The organism is Blastomonas natatoria, assembly GCF_003201955.1.
In the GTDB taxonomy this organism is placed as follows: domain Bacteria; phylum Pseudomonadota; class Alphaproteobacteria; order Sphingomonadales; family Sphingomonadaceae; genus Blastomonas; species Blastomonas natatoria.
The window spans coordinates 213,311-230,571 of record NZ_QJJM01000006.1; the positions used below are offsets into that span (position 1 = coordinate 213,311).

18 protein-coding genes are annotated in these 17,261 nt (G+C 62.8%); 7 read left to right on the plus strand and 11 right to left on the minus strand.

All coding sequences use genetic code 11. The features are described from left to right. The first annotated feature begins 172 nt into the window (after positions 1–172). Both C7451_RS09620 and C7451_RS09625 read left to right on the plus strand, forming a co-directional pair. A complete protein-coding gene (locus tag C7451_RS09620; protein ID WP_208625179.1) occupies positions 173–1,579 on the plus strand; it encodes a cytochrome P450 in 1,407 nt (468 codons plus the stop codon). Between the two features lie 92 nt (positions 1,580–1,671). Beyond that, the gene (locus tag C7451_RS09625) at positions 1,672–2,748 is read left to right on the plus strand and encodes a PA0069 family radical SAM protein (RefSeq protein WP_244181777.1); all 1,077 of its coding nucleotides are present in this window, start codon (positions 1,672–1,674) and stop codon (positions 2,746–2,748) included. Here C7451_RS09625 and C7451_RS09630 read toward each other — a convergent pair. From C7451_RS09630 to C7451_RS09660, 7 genes are all read right to left on the minus strand, one after another. Continuing rightward, positions 2,745–3,524 carry a polyphosphate kinase 2 family protein gene (locus C7451_RS09630; RefSeq protein WP_110298734.1) on the minus strand — a complete coding sequence of 260 codons (780 nt, stop codon included), beginning with the start codon at positions 3,522–3,524 and terminating at the stop codon, positions 2,745–2,747. The genes C7451_RS09625 and C7451_RS09630 overlap by 4 nt on opposite strands. Beyond that, positions 3,521–4,486 (minus strand): tetratricopeptide repeat protein, encoded by a 966-nt coding sequence (locus C7451_RS09635; protein ID WP_110298735.1) that lies wholly within the window; start codon positions 4,484–4,486, stop codon positions 3,521–3,523. The genes C7451_RS09630 and C7451_RS09635 overlap by 4 nt, the downstream gene beginning before the upstream one ends. A gap of 115 nt (positions 4,487–4,601) precedes the next feature. Beyond that, a complete protein-coding gene (locus C7451_RS09640; protein ID WP_110298736.1) occupies positions 4,602–4,982 on the minus strand; it encodes a type II toxin-antitoxin system VapC family toxin in 381 nt (126 codons plus the stop codon). A gap of 17 nt (positions 4,983–4,999) precedes the next feature. After that, positions 5,000–5,338: a ribbon-helix-helix domain-containing protein gene (locus tag C7451_RS09645; protein WP_146215338.1), complete on the minus strand. Its 339-nt coding sequence runs from the start codon at positions 5,336–5,338 to the stop codon at positions 5,000–5,002. Positions 5,339–5,385: 47 nt separating this feature from the next. After that, a complete protein-coding gene (gene aspS / locus C7451_RS09650) occupies positions 5,386–7,167 on the minus strand; it encodes an aspartate--tRNA ligase (RefSeq protein ID WP_110298797.1) in 1,782 nt (593 codons plus the stop codon). Between the two features lie 131 nt (positions 7,168–7,298). After that, entirely contained in the window at positions 7,299–8,810 is a 1,512-nt protein-coding gene (locus C7451_RS09655; RefSeq protein ID WP_110298738.1) for an FAD-binding protein, read from the minus strand. Next, positions 8,810–9,139 (minus strand): hypothetical protein, encoded by a 330-nt coding sequence (locus C7451_RS09660; protein ID WP_110298739.1) that lies wholly within the window; start codon positions 9,137–9,139, stop codon positions 8,810–8,812. The genes C7451_RS09655 and C7451_RS09660 overlap by 1 nt, the downstream gene beginning before the upstream one ends. 152 nt (positions 9,140–9,291) lie before the next feature. Here C7451_RS09660 and rnd point away from each other — a divergent pair, with 152 nt between their 5' ends. From rnd to C7451_RS19780, 4 genes are read left to right on the plus strand one after another with little or no spacing between them, the layout of a single operon-like run. Continuing rightward, positions 9,292–10,509 (plus strand): ribonuclease D, encoded by a 1,218-nt coding sequence (rnd, locus tag C7451_RS09665; protein ID WP_110298740.1) that lies wholly within the window; start codon positions 9,292–9,294, stop codon positions 10,507–10,509. Further along, complete coding sequence (locus C7451_RS09670) at positions 10,506–11,426, plus strand: hydrogen peroxide-inducible genes activator (RefSeq protein ID WP_060979563.1); 921 nt, start codon at positions 10,506–10,508, stop codon at positions 11,424–11,426. The genes rnd and C7451_RS09670 overlap by 4 nt, the downstream gene beginning before the upstream one ends. Before the next feature lie 47 nt (positions 11,427–11,473). Further along, positions 11,474–12,151, plus strand: a complete 678-nt coding sequence (locus C7451_RS09675; RefSeq protein ID WP_167398500.1) for a hypothetical protein — start codon at positions 11,474–11,476, stop codon at positions 12,149–12,151. Beyond that, the gene (locus tag C7451_RS19780; protein ID WP_146215340.1) at positions 12,148–12,462 is read left to right on the plus strand and encodes a hypothetical protein; all 315 of its coding nucleotides are present in this window, start codon (positions 12,148–12,150) and stop codon (positions 12,460–12,462) included. Before C7451_RS09675 ends, C7451_RS19780 begins: the two co-directional genes overlap by 4 nt. A gap of 88 nt (positions 12,463–12,550) precedes the next feature. Here the strand turns inward: C7451_RS19780 and pgsA are convergent, their stop codons facing one another. Beyond that, entirely contained in the window at positions 12,551–13,102 is a 552-nt protein-coding gene (gene pgsA / locus C7451_RS09680) for a CDP-diacylglycerol--glycerol-3-phosphate 3-phosphatidyltransferase (RefSeq protein ID WP_110298742.1), read from the minus strand. Between the two features lie 165 nt (positions 13,103–13,267). Between pgsA and C7451_RS09685 the strand changes: the two genes are divergently transcribed. Further along, entirely contained in the window at positions 13,268–14,593 is a 1,326-nt protein-coding gene (locus C7451_RS09685) for an MFS transporter (RefSeq protein ID WP_110298743.1), read from the plus strand. A gap of 4 nt (positions 14,594–14,597) precedes the next feature. Here the strand turns inward: C7451_RS09685 and C7451_RS09690 are convergent, their stop codons facing one another. From C7451_RS09690 to C7451_RS09700, 3 genes are all read right to left on the minus strand, one after another. Continuing rightward, complete coding sequence (locus tag C7451_RS09690) at positions 14,598–14,945, minus strand: DUF2794 domain-containing protein (RefSeq protein WP_110298744.1); 348 nt, start codon at positions 14,943–14,945, stop codon at positions 14,598–14,600. Positions 14,946–14,978: 33 nt separating this feature from the next. Continuing rightward, positions 14,979–15,704: a serine O-acetyltransferase EpsC gene (gene epsC, locus C7451_RS09695; protein ID WP_110298745.1), complete on the minus strand. Its 726-nt coding sequence runs from the start codon at positions 15,702–15,704 to the stop codon at positions 14,979–14,981. Between the two features lie 69 nt (positions 15,705–15,773). Then, entirely contained in the window at positions 15,774–17,261 is a 1,488-nt protein-coding gene (locus tag C7451_RS09700; RefSeq protein WP_110298746.1) for a Ppx/GppA family phosphatase, read from the minus strand.

The following is a 17,261-nucleotide window of genomic DNA, read 5'->3' on the forward strand; positions in this document are numbered from 1 at the left end:
CGCCGCAAGCGGGGCGCGGCGGGCCGCCGGAGCGGCGCTCCGATCATTCGTTCATACAAAGGCAGAGTTGAATTAACGATGAATGACATCCTGCCCGCGACAGACGGCTTGCTAACATCTATGTCAGTTGGTATTTAATGGATCGATTAAATCTGAGCAGAGGATTCCCCCGATGGCCACCGTGATTGCTCCCCCGCGCGAAATGTTTCCTGATCACACCATCCAGCGCGACAGCGGCAACCCTCACTGGACCAGGGTACCCGGCGGCGAAGCGCTGGACCATATCCCAGGTGAAGATGGCCTGCCCATTCTGGGGGTAACGCTGAAGATGCTGGCAGATCCGGAAAAGTTCGGCAGCGAGATGCGCGCCAAATACGGTCCGGTCTATCGCACCCATGCCTTTGGCCGGCGCCAGGTGGCGCTGTTCGGCGCAGAAGCGAATGAACTGGTGCTGTTCGACCGTGACAAGGTGTTCTCGTCCGAACAGGGATGGGGCCCGGTTCTCAACCTTCTCTTCCCGCGCGGCCTGATGCTGATGGACTTCGACCATCATCGTGCGGATCGACGCGCGCTTTCGATCGCGTTCAAGCCCGGCCCGATGCGGCACTATGCCGAAAAGCTGAACGAAGGCATTGCCGAACGGGTCAACCAATGGTCCGATCGCGACATTCTTTTCTACACCGAAATCAAGAAGTTGACGCTCGATCTTGCTGCAACGTCTTTTCTGGGAATCCCGTGGGGCCCTGAAGCCGACAAGATCAACAAGGCCTTTGTCGACATGGTACAGGCCTCGATCGGCGTGGTCCGGCGGCCGCTGCCGTTCACCAAGATGGGCCGGGGCGTTGCCGGGCGCAAATATCTGGTCGATTACTTCACCCCAGAGGTCCAGAAGCGCCGGGAGCAGCAGGGGCCGGACATGTTCAGCCAGTTCTGCCGCGCGACGCGCGACGATGGCAGCCTGCTCACCACCGACGAGGTGGTCGATCACATGAATTTCCTCATGATGGCGGCGCATGATACCATCACCTCGTCAGCCAGTTCGCTGATATGGCTGCTCGCGCGCCATCCGGAATGGCAGGACAGGATTCGCGCCGAACTGCTGGAGCAGGCCCCTGCCGGCTCACCGATGCCTTATGATTCGCTGGCCAACCTGGAACTCACCGAAATGGCGTTCAAGGAATCGCTGCGGCTTATCCCGCCCGTTCCCTCCACGCCGCGACGCGCGCTGAAGGATTTCGAATTCGGTGGATATCGCATTCCGGCTGGCACCCCGGTCAGCATCAGCGCGGCCTATACCCACAAGCAGGAAGAGCACTGGCCCGAGCCGCACCGGTTCGATCCGATGCGCTTCACGGCGGAAGCGACGCGCAACCGCCACAAATATGCCTGGGTACCGTTCGGCGGCGGCGCGCACATGTGCCTCGGCCTGCATTTTGCCTATATGCAGATCAAGGTTCTGTTGCACCATGTTCTCAGCCAGCATCGCATCGTTACCGAGCCCGGTTATGCCCCCGAATGGCAGGCCTGGCCGATCCCGCAACCCAAGGATGGCCTCAAGGTCCGGTTCGAAAGGATCTGACGTCCGATCAACTTTGCGTTCAACCGCATCCGGCGAGCGAATTCGGTAGCGAATGTTCCGTTAATGTTCTAGAAGGAGGCATGGCGTCATCCATGCCTCCTCGTCCGGTCAAGGGCCGGGGCGCTCCGCTCAATCACGAGTCGGCGCGCTTCAACCTTCCCCTGCGCGAGGCCGATGGCGACTGGCTTGATCAGTTGGACGCGGTGGACGATGGTGCCCCGCCATTGCGCACGACGGTAACGATCGAGCATCCGCGTTCGATCATCTCGCGAAACAGCTCGCCCGACCTGCCGTTCGACCAATCGATCAACGCCTATCGCGGGTGCGAGCACGGCTGCATCTATTGTTACGCCAGGCCGACACATGCCTGGCTGGACCTTTCCCCAGGGCTCGATTTCGAAAGCCGACTGTTCGCCAAGCCCGATGCTGCGAAGCTGTTGCGAGCGACATTGCGCAAGCCCGGCTATATTCCGAAGGTCATTGCGCTGGGCACCAATACCGATCCCTATCAGCCAATCGAGGCCGAACATCGCATCACCCGCTCGATCCTGGAGGTGTGCCTGGAGGCCCGCAATCCGGTGGCGATCACGACCAAGTCGGACCGGGTGTTGCGCGATCTCGACCTTCTCGCAGACATGGCACGGCTCGACCTCGTCGCAGTTGCGCTGTCGATCACCACGCTGGACGCCAGGATGGCGCGCACACTCGAGCCACGCGCCGCGACCCCGCGCAAGCGTCTCGCGGCGCTGAGAGCACTTCATCAGGTCGGCGTGCCGGCGCATGTCAATGTGTCGCCGGTCATACCCGCGATTACCGATCATGAGATCGAGGCTCTGGTGGCTGCAGGGTCCGAGGCCGGGGCGCGGTCGGCATCCTATATCCCGGTGCGCTTGCCGCACGAGGTCGCTCCGCTGTTCCGTGCATGGCTCGACACGCATTTCCCCGAGCGGGCAGCCAAGGTCATGGCGATCATCCAGCAGATGCGGGGCGGGCGCGACAACGATCCGGAGTTTGGCGCGCGCATGCGGGGCCAGGGTCCCTGGGCCGATCTGATCCGCACCCGCTTCCGCCTTGCCGTCAAACGCGCAGGGTTGAACCAGCACAAATGGCTGCTGGACACGACCAGCTTCCGCGCCCCTGCAGATGGGATGCAGGGCGAACTGTTCTAGCCCTTGTAGCCGAAGGCCTCTTTCGCCAGCGCCACGAGTTCGGGATCAGCCTCTGGCAGGTCCTTTGGCACGCTGGCTTCGAGCCGCTCGGCGATATGCGTCAGCACCGCGATGCGCGCAGCCTTCTTGCTGTTGCCGTCGAACACGGCCCAGGGCGCCCAGCGCGTATCGGTCTGACGAAACATGTCGTGCATCGCTTCGAGATAGTCGGCGCGCTTCGCCCGATTGCGAAAATCGTCATGCGTTACCTTCCAGCGCTTCTCGGGAACCGAAAGCCGATCGGCGAGACGCTTGTCCTGCGTCGCCTGCGTCACATGCAGGAATATCTTGATGATCGCCGTACCGCCATCGACCTGCTGCGCCTCGAACTCGTTGATTTCGTCATAGCCGCGCTTCCATTCGCGCTCGCTGATCAGGCTTTCGACGCGTTCGACCAGGACACGGCCATACCAGGAGCGGTCGAACACCGCGATTTCACGGCTCCCGGGCAGCTTCTGCCAAAAGCGCCACAGGAAATGCCTGTCCCGTTCGTTCGGTGTCGGCGCGCCGATCGGCCAGACCTGAAAATAGCGCGGGTCCCATTCCGCCGTCATCCGCTTGATGACGCCGCCCTTGCCGGCGGCGTCCCAGCCTTCCATCACGATGATCGCGCGGTGGCCGTGAACGATATGCCGGGCATGCGCGTGCGAGAGGCGTTCCTGCACCTGCTTGAGCGCGGCATCATAGTCGCCATCATAGCCGCTTCCCCGCTCGTAATCGGAAAGTTTGATGGTCATGATCCGGTCCCTCCCAGGCGCGCCTCGCGCGCGCCATAATCGGCCTCGGCGGCCTGGCGCGCTGCAATCCGGTCAAACGCGGCGCGGATCGCTGGCTCGCGTGGCAGAAGAGCCTGTGCCTGGCTGTAGCGCGTCAGAGCCTCGTCGAGCTCGCCGCGCTGTTCGGCGCACAGCGCAAGGTTGAAGACCACCGAGCTCTGGCCCGGCGCCTCGGTATCCAGCGCCTGCCAGATCGAACAGGCCTGGCCGGGATCGCGAAACGTTGCTTTCAAGGCATCGCGAAAGCGGTTCGACTGATCCTTGTCCAGACCCTTGCGCCCTTCGAGCACGCGAATGGCATCGCTGCGGAAGACCGGGGCAATATCGCCGCGAACCTCATCGGCCACTTGTTCGACCAGCATGGAAACGGTGTCGGGCACGCTGCGGCTGGCCTCGCGATCAGGACAGACGACGATCTGGTCACTCTTCGTGATCTGGCGCTGATAGACGATCGCGCCATCGTCGATCCGCGCCATGCGAAGCGAAGGGTTCAGCGAGACGATACGCCGCTGACAGCGGATCTTGACCTGCTCCTCGCGGATACACTTGTCATTTCCGTCGCGCTCGACGCATTGCTTGCGGCTTTCCTCGACCGGCTGGTTCTGCACCTGAGCATTGGCAATGCCCGACAGGATTGCATCGGCTGGGGCGGACGAACGCTCTGCAACGACCTTGAAATAGGACTGGCCATAGACACTGACCTGCGCCAGCGCCCCTTCCAGGGCGAACGATAGCTCGCGCCCGTCGCGTCCGCCAAAGCGTTCGACAACCAGCGAACCGACCTGAGCAGCGTCACGATCGCGCGCCGGGTATAGCGCGTCGATCGTAAGCGTTTCGGCATGGGCGGACCCCGTGCATCCCAGACCTGCAATGATCATTGCCAGATGGCGCCAACGCGCCCGCGCCCCAAACACAATCCCCATGCCACTAGCCCCAGATTGATGCACCGTCATGATGATACGATTCCGTTGAAATGTAACACAATCCTTACCCAAGTCATGCGGCAAAGCTGTGCCAGAGGTCACTGCAAAGCCGGGATCAGGCGGGCAGGCAAGACACGCCATAGCCAGAAAGTTGCGCATCGTCGGTGATGACAATGCAGCGCTCCGCCAGGGCCTGAGCAATGATCAGGTGATCGAACGGGTCGCGATGGATCAGCGGCATGGCCTCCAGCACGCGGAGATGCTCAGGTTTGAGATCAAGCACGACGAAACCCTGGCCATCCAGTGCGGCCATGACGTCCGCTCCGCTCTCCTGCAGCTTGCCGATGCGGTGCTTGACCGAAATCTCCCAGGGAGAGGCAAGGCTTACCATCAACTCGTGATCGGGGTCGGCGATCAGCGCGCGCGCCTTCTGGCCCAACCGAGGGCTGTCCTGAAGCCACCATAGCAGCACATGGGTATCGAGCATCAGCCGCATCGCTCAGTCCAGAACGATTAGCCCATGGGCCATGGCTTGCCGCTGTCCTTGCCCTCCATGGCGTCGATCAGCCATTGCGGAGTCTCGTTGAAATCTTCCGCCATATGGACCTTTCCCCGCAGCGCGCCGGGCTGCCGCGGCTTTTTCAGTGGAGTGAATTCGCTGGCGGGTTGGCTGGCGAAAGCCATGGGTATTTCGCGCGCTCCGGCTTGCGGCGCAGGCGCAGGGATATCGCCTGCTGCGACACCCTGCAGATACGCCTTGACCATGGCCGAAAGCGACGTGCCCAGTTCTGCCGCGCGGATGCGGGCGAGCCGGTGCGTTTCGTCGTCCAGCGCGATGGTCACGTTCTTCATGACCATCGCATTATCACAGTTTCACAGTTTTCGCAATCAGCCCTGCGTCAGCCCTTCTGGGGCTCGACCACGCGGATGTTGAGCTCGCGCAGCTGCTTCAGGTTCACCGGCGAAGGCGCCCCCATCATCAGGTCTTCGGCCTTCTGGTTCATCGGGAACAGCACGACCTCACGGATGTTCGGTTCGTCGGCCAGCAGCATCACCATGCGATCGACGCCAGGGGCCGAACCACCGTGCGGCGGCGCGCCGTACTTGAACGCGTTGAGCATGCCCGAGAAGTTCTTCTCGACATCCTCCTTGCTGTATCCGGCAATCTCGAAAGCCTTGTACATGATGTCCGGACGATGGTTCCGGATCGCGCCCGAAGACAGTTCGACGCCGTTGCAGACGATATCATACTGCCAGGCGAGAATGTCGAGCGGGTCCATCGTCTCCAGCGCTTCCATCTCGCCCTGCGGCATCGAGAAGGGGTTGTGGCTGAAGTCGATCTTCTTGGCGTCCTCGTCATATTCGAACATCGGGAAATCGACGATCCAGCAGAACTTGTAGACGCCCTGCTCGATCAGGCCGAGCTGCTCACCGACGCGGGTGCGCGCCGCGCCTGCGAGCTTGGCGGCCTGAAGCTCCTTGCCCGCTGCGAAGAACACGCCGTCGTTCGGGCCAAGGCCGAGCTCGGCGATCAGCTTTGCCGTGCCTTCCTCACCATGGTTCTTGGCGATCGGACCACCGGGCACACCATCCTTGATGTTGATATAGCCGAGGCCCGCATGGCCTTCGCCGCGCGCCCAATCGTTCATGTCGTCGAAGAACTTGCGGCTCATCGCACCTGCGCCGGGGGCCGGGATCGCGCGGACCTTGCCGCCGCTGCCGACGATCTTGTCGAACAGTCCGAAACCCGATCCGACGAAATGCTCGGTCACGTCGCTGATCACCAGCGGGTTGCGCAGGTCGGGCTTGTCCGAGCCGTATTTCAGCATGGATTCGCGATAGGGAATGCGCGGGAACGTGCCGGCAGGCGTGACGTGCTTGCCGCCCGAGAATTCCTCGAACACGCCCGCGAGCACCGGCTCGAGCGCCGCGAACACATCGTCCTGCGTGACGAAGCTCATTTCCAGGTCGAGCTGGTAGAATTCGCCCGGACTACGGTCGGCACGCGCGTCCTCGTCTCGGAAGCAGGGCGCGATCTGGAAATAGCGGTCGAAGCCTGCCACCATCAGCAGCTGCTTGAACATCTGCGGAGCCTGGGGCAGCGCGTAGAACTTGCCAGGATGCACGCGGCTGGGCACCAGATAGTCGCGCGCGCCTTCCGGCGACGAGGCGGTCAGGATCGGGGTCTGGAACTCGGTAAAGCCCTGCTCGACCATGCGGCGGCGCAAGGACGCGATCACCTGCGAGCGCAGCATGATGTTGCGGTGCAGACGCTCGCGGCGCAAATCGAGGAAGCGATAGCGCAGGCGGATGTCTTCGGGATATTCCTGCTCGCCTGCGACCGGCATCGGCAGCTCTTCGGCAGCCGACTGGATAACGACCTCGGCCGCGCGCACTTCGATCTCGCCGGTCGGCAGATTGGCGTTCACTGTCTCTGCCGAGCGCGCCACCACGGTGCCGGTCACGGTGATAACGCTCTCAACGCGCAGCCGCTCGAGCGCGGCAAAGGCGGGGCTGTCGCTGTCGGTGACGATCTGGGTCAGCCCGTAATGGTCGCGCAGGTCGATGAACAGCAGGTTGCCATGGTCGCGCTTGCGATGGATCCAGCCCGACAGGCGAACCTGCTGGCCAACATCGGAGGCGCGAAGCGCGGTGCAGCTATGGGTGCGATATGCGTGCATGAGAACCATGAATCCTGATCGAGAATTGGAGCCTGGAGCCTTTTCAGAGACAAGGCTTGCCGATAGCGCGGCTAACACCGTGCCGGTGCGCTTTTGTCAAGCTTTGAGCGCGTTTGCTCCGCCCATCGCCGTCATTCGATCAGGCCAAGATGGATGAGGGGATCGGAGCGAAACACGGCAATGTCCGCCAGGTCTGGCATCAACCGGCGCTGCGCGACCCGAAAACGACGGTAATCATCGCCATAATCGCAGGCGACCCGTGCGGCATCCAGATCGTTGGTCTTGCCCCAATGTCGGGTAAAGCGAATGCCCATGGCATCGAGCCGCGCCACCACCGCACGATAGCTGCGATGGCTGACATCGCTGCGCGGTCCGTCGAAATCGATCACGACATTGTCCGGGAAGCGCGCCGGGGCCAGCAATCCGGCAGCCCGTTTCATGAAGCGCAGCGTCACCACCGTTCCGCCCCCGCCGCTCAGAAACGCCTCGATCAGCGGGTCGAAGGCGCGGTCCAGATCCGATCGGGTCAATGTGACCGAACCGTTGAACAGATTGGCAATGGGATTGTGCGGCTCGGTCGTATTGCCCCATGTCGCGATGGCCTCGGGATCGTCGACATCCCGCCGCACCGCATAGCCGGCGCGCATGGCAAGCTGCAGGATATCGGCACGAAACAGGTCGATGCCCGCCATCGCCTTGCCGATCAGGGTCAGCGCGTCGAACCCTGCCCCCGTCAAGGGGCGCGGAGGTGGCGGAATGCTGGGGTCATGATCGCGCAGATAGAGCAGCCTAAGCAGCGCATCCTTTTCGAACGGGGCGAAGGGATTGAGGATGACCTGCAGGAAATGCGGGTCTTCATCCAGGCCATAGAGCCTCGAGAAGCCGCGAAAATCTCCCTCGGCCAACCTGGTCACATCGTCACGACCGATCCGCGCCCGCTTCTGGATGTTGCGGACCATGAAGATCGGCACGCATTCGATGACCATTGCCGTGATGAACCCCATGGCCCCCACGGCAACGAGGCAGGCGGCGAACACATCGTCATCGCGAAAGATGGTGCTGCCCGTCGCCGCGACAAAGGCCGGCGACATGACCGGCCGGGCGGGTTCAACCCAGAAGATGCCCGAAGGCGTGACCACTTGCAGCGCCCGGATATGGTCCTGAATGCCTCCTGCCGTCAGGACGCTGCCATGCGTTCCGGTTGCGCAGGCCCCTGCCCAGGTCTGGCCGTTGCTGGCGCCGCCAGTCCGCAGGCTCAGGCCCAGTTCTTCCGCACTGTCATTGACCTCGTCTACCGTGGCCCCGGCCTGCACCAGCAGCAACCGCGACGCATCGACACCGGACGCGACATCATCGTTGCCGAGGGCGAAGCAGCGATTGATCCGGCGCGTTTCGACCAGCCAGCCATGCTGGACGATCGTGATCGGCGATGGCGACCATCCAGCTCCCAGCGGGCGCAGCTGTGCGCCCATGCGGCTCGCATCGCCGAGAAGCGCCTGCACATCGGTCGCCACTTCGCGCAGTGCGTCACGCCCGCTCTCTCGCGAACTGTTCAGAAGTTCGATCAGGTCTGCAAGCTGTGCGGTTTCGGTACCGTGATAGTTGGTCCACTCCCGGGGACCATGGCGTAGCGGTGCAGGCATCAGGCGGCACCAACCACATGGTTCCCCGCAAACAGCCGGTAGTCGATCGTCACCCGGCGAACAAAGCCCAGCGTCACCAGTGACAGCATGATCTGGCCGAAGCTCATCGAAAAGCGCATGTCATTGATGCCATGGCCTACCGGATCGGCAATGCACGCACTGCGGCCTGCACGGGTGGCAAAGCCCCAGCCGAGTATCGTCACGACCTCGCGGTCACCGCCAACCGGTCTTGAATTCTCGAGAACCAGAAAGGCATCCCCGCCCTGCGCAAGCAGTTGCCCTATCAGGGCAATGGCAAGGACAACGACGATCACCTGATACACCAACATGCGCGCCCCCAACCGATGGTCATTGCGCGCGTTACATAGCGGCGGAGATATTGATTCTCAAAGATGCCAAAATGTTATTTTGATCCGTTCCGGATTGATTGTTACGGCGCGCGAAAGTTTGCGGCCTTCGGCCGAGGCTGTATAGGTTGGCCATGAAGATCCATCCCCTGATTACCGACACCGATTCCCTCGCGCAGTTGTGCGGCCGTCTGGCCCAGTCCGATTTCGTGGCAGTCGATACCGAGTTCATGCGCGAAAACACCTATTGGCCTGAATTGTGCCTGGTGCAGATCGGCAATCTGGAGGAAGCTGCTGCCATCGATCCCAAGGCACCGGGGCTCGATCTAGGACCGCTGCTCGATCTGCTCACCGAGAATCACGATGTGCTCAAGGTGTTCCACGCCGGCCCTCAGGATATCGAGATCATCTTCAACCTCACCGGCAAGACCCCCTCGCCGCTGTTCGATACGCAGGTCGCAGCGATGGCGCTCGGCCAGGCCGAACAGATCGGCTATGCGAACCTGGTGGAAAGCTGGCTGGGGCTGACCGTCGACAAGGGTGCGCGGTTTACCGACTGGTCGCGCAGGCCGCTGGAAGCCCGGCAGATCGATTACGCGATCGGCGATGTCACGCATCTGGCGAAGATCTTGCCCAAGATGCTCGAGAAGCTGCGCCGCACCGGTCGCGGCGCGTGGCTCGATATCGAGATGGAGAAGCTGGGCGATCCACGCCAGTACAAGCCCGATCCCGACACCTTGTGGCAGCGGATTCGCCCGCCGAGCCGCAGCGCGCAGGTGCTGGGCCGCATGCGTGCGCTTGCCTGGTGGCGCGAGACCGAGGCGCAGGACAAGAACCTGCCGCGCGGCCGCATCATGAAGGATGAGACGCTCGCCGATATCGCCGCGCATCCGCCCTCGACCCAGCACGAGCTGGGCAAGGTGCGCGGACTTTCCGGAGCCTGGCGCGAGAACGACATCGGCGCGCGGATGATGGACGCCCTGTTCGCGGCCAAACCACTGTCGCCCAGCGAAATGCCGCCCAAGAGTGCACGCGGTCCGGCGCTGGGAAAGGAAGGCGCGCTCGTCGCTGACCTGCTCAAGCTGCTGCTGAAGATCCGCTCGCGCGAGATTGACGTTGCGGCCCGGCTGCTCGCACGTAGCGACGACCTGGAAGCGCTCGCTGCAGGCGTTCGCAAGGGCCTGCCCATCCTGGAAGGGTGGCGGTTCGAACAGTTCGGGCGCGATGCGCTCGCTCTGGTCGAAGGGCGCATGGCCTTTGCCATCGCCGATGGCCGGATCAAGATGACCCGCACCGAACTGGTGGCCGAACCCGAAGATCTGGTCGCCGCCGCACTGGCGGAGCAGCCATGACCTCGTACCTGCCCACGCTCAAGCAGCTGCAATATCTGGTGGCGCTCGAAGAGCATGGGCATTTCGGCAAGGCGGCAGACGCCTGTTTCGTGACGCAATCGACGCTATCCGCAGGCCTGCGCGAGCTGGAGACGCTGCTGGGCGTGGTTCTGGTCGAGCGCACCCGGCGCGTCGTTCGCTTCACGCCGCTAGGCAACAAGGTCGTCGCCAAGGCGCACCGCATCCTGCGCGAGGCCGAAGAACTCGCCGATCTCGTCCGTTCCTCGGGCAAGCCGCTCTCGGGCGACCTCAGGATGAGCGTCATTCCGACGATTGCGCCCTTCCTGCTGCCCCGGCTGCTGCCGGGCCTTCGGCGCGAACAGCCCGAATTGAAGCTGTTCCTGCGCGAGGAAGTCAGCGGCGCAGCGGTCGAATCGCTGCACCATGGCCAGGTCGATTGCGTGCTGCTCGCGCTCCCCTTTCCGGCGGGCGATGTCGAGCACGAACTGCTGTTCAGCGACCCGCTCTATGTCGCCTTTCCCAAGGATGACCCGCGCGATCCGCCCGAAAAAGTCGCGCCCGAACTGATCGACGAATCGCGGCTGCTGCTGCTCGAGGACGGCCACTGCCTCAAGGACCACGCGCTCGCCGCGTGCAACCGGCCCGAACTGCGCGCCAGCGCGATGATGTTCGGTACCTCGCTGCACACGCTGGTACAGATGGTCGACAACCGGCTCGGCCTCACGCTGCTGCCGCAGATCGCGATCGATGCCGGGATCCTGAACAACACCGATGTCGTCGCGCGGCCCCTGCTCGCCGAACATGCCGCGCGCGATATCGCAATCATCTGGCGCCGCAACAGCCCCAGGGCCGAAGAATTCCGCATGCTCGCCGACATCCTGCGCCGTGGCCATGCCGAAGGGAAATGCGCGGGCTGAGTCAGACAGGCAGAGTGATGGGCGTTTGGCGAACGATCGGCGGCACTATGCTGGCTGCTGCTGCGGCGCTGGCATTGTCAGGCTGCGCTGAGATGTTTCCCTACCGCTACCGCTTCGAACTTACGGTCGAAATCGACACGCCCCAGGGTCTGCGGAAGGGGGCAAGCGTTTACGAAGTCTGGGCGAGCAACAAGACTGCACTTCTTCCCGAGGAAGCAAGCCGCGACTGGGGCGTCAGGGGTGAAGCCGTCGCCGTGGACCTCCCGAACGGCCAGACACTGTTCGCGCTCCTAAAGACGAATGCCAAGCATGGCGACTTGGCAGGCCTTTCGATGACGGCGCTCGACCCAGCCTTTCGAAACGATATCGTCGAAAGCGCCGCGCGGATTGCGTCCGGAAAAGGCGTGAAGCGGCAAGCGGAGGTTGCAGCGGGAGACTATCCCATGCTGGTGACCTTCCGCGACCTGACCGATCCGGCGTCAGTCCAGGCTGTGACCCCCACTGGTTTCGCTTCGGTATTTGGGCCGGGTTACGCTTTGCGCCGCATTACGGTGCAGATAACGGATCAACCGGTGACCACGGGGGGAGAGCGGCGCTTGCCGTGGTGGTCGAAATACTTGGACCGACATCTAGACGGCACGTCCGCCACCATTGAAGACATGAGAGATGAAAACTTAGCCGCTCATCTATCTGTTGGAAACTTCAGTACGGAGTATGTGAGATGAGTTCCGAAATCTCTCGTAACGTATTTTTGTCGATTCTCGCGGTGGACTCGTACAATCGGGGGTACGGGCAGGGTATTCTTGGACTCTCACCTTCAGGCAACATTGGCAACGCAACAATAGAATTTCAGTCAAGGGTTTCGCCTGAATCGGGGGAGGTGGGCGCTGGCTTCTACGCAATCGCGTATGACATGACGGGCGTGGCAGGGTTCTCCGCTGGCCAGACGGTTATCGCCTATCGCGGCACTGATGCCAATCTGGCCGATCGCTGTGGCACCGGTAAAGACGGCTGCAACGGGGCTTCTTACTTATAGGGTTGGATTGCAGAAGCGGATGCTACACGCCGCTTGGGTCGGGACTCTGTTTCATTAAATGATTCGCGCAGCAACCAATCTGCCGCATTCAATCCATGTGCTTCAGGCCGACGCGCAGATAGTCCCAGCCGGTGACCAGCGTCAGCAGGGCCGCGGTCCATAGCGCGGCGAGGCCCAGATGCTGCATCCACAGCTGATCGGGAAAACCGCCGGAAAAGATGAGCGTGCCGAGTGCGAGCAGCTGCAGCGTCGTCTTCCATTTGGCGAGTTGCGACACCGGAACCGATACCTGCAGCCCGGCGAGAAATTCGCGCAGGCCCGACACGGTGATCTCGCGCAGCAGGATGATCAGCGCCGCGATGACGTGCAGGCCGTGGATGTTGCCATTGGCGCACAGAATCAGGATGACCGCCGCCACCATGATCTTGTCAGCAATCGGATCGAGAAAGATGCCGAGCCGCGATACCGCGCCCTGCGCGCGGGCGAGATAGCCGTCGAAATAATCGGTAATGCCCATCAGGCAGTAGACGACGAATCCCAGCAGATAGCCGGTCGCCCATTCGGGCCACCACAGCAAGGCGGCCAGCAGTGGCACGGTGACGATCCGCGAGAGCGTCAGGATATTGGGCACGGTAAGCATAAGCTGCACGCCTCATAACCGCATTTGTCGGCAATGGAAATGGCTTGACCGGCTGCTCCATGAACCCGATACGGCGGCCAAGGCCTGCTGCATTTGCGCCACCCGACAGGGTCGCGCCGATGTGCACCGCAGGCTGCGCATGAAAACCACCGAGGAACACTCAGCATGGCTTCAGCTGGCGCGCTTTTGAACAAGAGGCGCTTTCTCCCCCTGTTCGTGACCCAGCTGCTCGGGGCGTTCAACGACAATCTCTACAAGAACGCGATGGTGCTGTTCGTCGTCTACAGCGTCTATAATGACGAGACGGCGGAAACCTGGTTCAGCGCGATCGCGACCGCGATCTTCATCCTGCCGTTCTTCCTGCTCTCGGCGCTGGCAGGCCAGCTCGCCGATACCCGCGACAAGGCGGTGATCATCCGCATCGTCAAGTTCTGCGAAATCATCATCATGCTGGTTGGTGGCACCGGGCTGTACATGGCCTGGGCGGGTCTGGCGGTGCACACCATCGCCATCCCGCTGATGATGCTCGCACTGTTCGCGATGGGCATCCACTCGACCTTTTTCGGCCCGATCAAATACGCCATCCTGCCGCAGCATCTGAACGATGAGGAAGTGCTCGGCGGCACCGGGCTGGTCGAGGCGGGGACCTATATCGCCATCCTGCTCGGCACGATCCTGGCAGGCTGGATACCGGTCGAGGTCGCAGGCGTGGCGGTCGTGCTGACTGCCATGATCGGCTATGCGACCGGGCGGCAGGTGCCCCCTGCTCCGCCGATGACCGAGGCGACAAGGCTCGATTTCAACTTCATCCGCGCGTCCATCGCGCTGATCAAGGCGACAACGCGGGTACGCCGCGTGTTCCTGGCGATCGTTGCCATCAGCTTTTTCTGGACGATCGGTGCAGTGCTGTTCATCCAGTTCCCGCCGCTCGCCAAGAACGTGCTGACCGCGAGCAAGGAAGTCGCCAGCCTGTTTCTCGTGGTTTTCTCGGTCGGCGTCGCGATCGGATCGGTTGCGATCAATGCGCTGCTCAAGGGCACCGTCTCGGCCCGATACTCGCCGGTTTCGGTGATCGTGATGGGACTGTTCGTGGTCGCCTTCTTCTTCGTCTGCCGCCAATGGGTGCCTGACGAGCCGGGATCGCTGTTCAGCGTCGGCGAGTTCGTGACCCATCCGATGGCCATTCCGCTGCTGGCGTCGCTGCTTGGTATCGCGGTTGCCGGTGGCATGTTCGTTGTGCCGCTTTATGCGTTTCTCACCACCACGGTGCACAAGAGCGAGGCGGCGCGGACGATTGCCGCCAACAACATCGTCAATTCCGGCGCGATGGTGATCGGATCGCTGATTGCGATCGGCCTCAGCCTGGCCGGCGTGGACGTGATCTACCAGCTTCTGCTCAGCGCCGCGATGTGCATCATCGCCGCGTGGCTCGGTCACCTTCTGCACCAGGCAAGCCTGGAGCCGCACGGCGATCACGAATTCGACGTCTGAGGCGCTATTCGACGACCCGAACCAGCTTGCGCTCCAGCGGAGCTAGCACGCCGGAAAGCTCGTGCCCGCGCTTGAGCACCGCACCGCCCTCGCCCACCAGCGCCCATTGCCCCTGCTTCCGGCGCAGTGCCGGGCGCTTCTCGATGCGATATTCGGGCCGCTCGGTTGCACGACGAAAGCACGAAAACACGGCGGCATCGCGGCCGAGGTCCATCGCATAATCGCGCCACAGGCCGGCAGCGACCATGCGCCCGTACAGATCGAGAATGCGGGTCAGCTCGTCCCGGTCGAACCCGACCTGGCCCGGCGCTCCCGGCACCGGAAAGAGCGAGACGTTGCCGCCGACGCTCAAGCGCAGGCCCCGTCAAGCAACTCGGCGCCCATTTCAGGCAGCGGTGCCGCTGTCACGATCAGGCTCTGATGCGGCAGGCCGCGCCGCTCGCCTGGCCTCGTCGCGCTCGTCGATCAGCTGAGCGATACGCTCCTGCATCTGGCGGATTTCGCACTGGAGCAGTTCGAGCTTCTGGGTGTTGGGGTCAAAGGTCTGGCTGCAGGGCGTACCATATTGCACGAAGCCGCGCTGCTTCTCGCTGGCATCGAGCAGCGTGGGCTTGGCGGGAATCCCGACCATGACCGATCCCGGCGCGACATCCTTGGTCACCACCGCATTCGCACCCACACGGGCGCCCTTGCCAATCGTCACCGGGCCGAGAATGGCCGCGCCCAGGCTGATGATCACGTCATCCTCGATGGTCGGATGGCGCTTGCCGCCCACGCCATCGGTCGGATTGCGCCCGCCCAGCGTAGCGCCCTGATAGATGGTGACATTGTCGCCGATGACGGCGGTCTCGCCGATGACGACAAAGCCATGGTCGCAGAAGAAGAACTTGCCGATCTGCGCGCCGGGATGAATGTCGATCGCGGTCAGGAAGCGCGCGATGTGATTGACCAGCCGAGCGAGAAAATACAGCTCCCCATTGAACAGCCAGTGCGCCACGCGGTGGAGGCCGAGCGCCAGCACGCCCGGATAGAGCAGGATTTCCCAGCGCGACCGGGGCGCAGGGTCACGGGCGCGGATCGAATCCAGATATTCGCTGAGTGCGCTGAACATGCGCCGTTCCTCTGACTGTGGCTTTGCGGCAAGATAGAGCCTGGCAAGGGACTTTACCAGTGGCGCCGATCAGATTGCACCAGCACGCAGGCCCAGATACTGGGCGAGCCGCCGCAGACGGCGCTCGACAACCTCACCCAGCAGCGCGCGATCCCGATCCTCAAGGACGAGTTCGAGACGGTCGCCATTGCGCTTCAGTGCCGAACGGCGCAGGACATCGTGCGTCCCGGCTGCGAGGCGCTGGGCAAGCCGCATGGCCAGGCCCCAACCGATCGCTCGGTCCAGCATGTTCTGCGGCACGACATGGCGATCCAGCGGAAAGGCCCGCGGGCCTCCGCCGAAATTGGTGTAGAGCGCCTGGCCGATCATCGATCGTCCGTGCACGTCGATCCCCACCCAATTACCGTGGAGAGCAATTTCCAGCCCGCGCTCGGCGCGGAAATCGGGGCTGGCCTGCCAGGCCACATCCGACAGGTGGCACGCGGCCATCAGCCAGCGCTGCCATTCGGGCGGATCGTCGGGAAATACCGGCGATATCCAGTCGAACAGCGGCAGCGCATCCTCGCCGAAGCGGGACTGAAGCTGGCCGAACCGCTCGGTCGCCACAAGCAGCGGGTCGCGCTGACGCACCTCCTCATCCATGCGCGCATAGAGCAGCCCCTCGCGCAGGCCAAAGGAGGAGACGACGAACGCACTGGGCTGCAGATGGCGGCGCATCAGCCGCAGCAGTTCGATAGCGTCGGGCAATGTCTCGATCCGCGAAGGCGCGAGGCCTGTCGCCTGACGCAGCGCCTCCTTGTCCAGCGATCGAAAGCCGGCAAGCACCTTTTCGGGTCGGGCAATATCGATCTGATACTGGTGCAGCACCTTGAGCGGAAAGGCTGTGAGGTGCATGTCCAGACGCGCAAACGCGCGCCACGACCCGCCCACGAGATAGAAGGGCTTGTCGGGATAGCGCGACAGCCAGGGATAGGCCGCGACCATCTGCTTGAAAGTGCGTGTCAGCGCAGCGGCATCGCCCTTGCGGATCGCGGCTGCCCGGAGAACACCGAGCGGCAGCGTGGCGGTATCAAGCACCTGCCCATCCGCGACCCGGGCCAGATCCAGACTGCCCCCACCAAGATCACCGACGATGCCATCAGCATCGGGTATGGCAGACAGCACCCCCATGCCTGCGGTGCGTGCCTCATCATCGCCCGACAATATGGTGATTTCCAGCCCCAGAGCCTCGACCTTGCGGGTGAATTCGTCCCCGTTGCTGGCGTCCCGCACGGCTGCGGTGGCAACGCACACGGTCTCGTCGACGTCCATTTCGCGGGCCACGATGCGAAAGCGCTCAAGCGCCTGGATGGCTCGCGCCATCGATGGCTCGTCGATCATTCCCGTTTCGGCAAGCGAGCGGCCAAGCCCTGCCATCACCTTCTCGTTGAAGATCAGGGCCGGATTGCGCCGGGGGCCGGAAAACACCACCAGGCGCACCGAATTCGAGCCGATATCGATGATCGCAGTACGATAGAGATGAACCGGCTGGTTCTGCTTGCGGACAAAAAAGCTCAT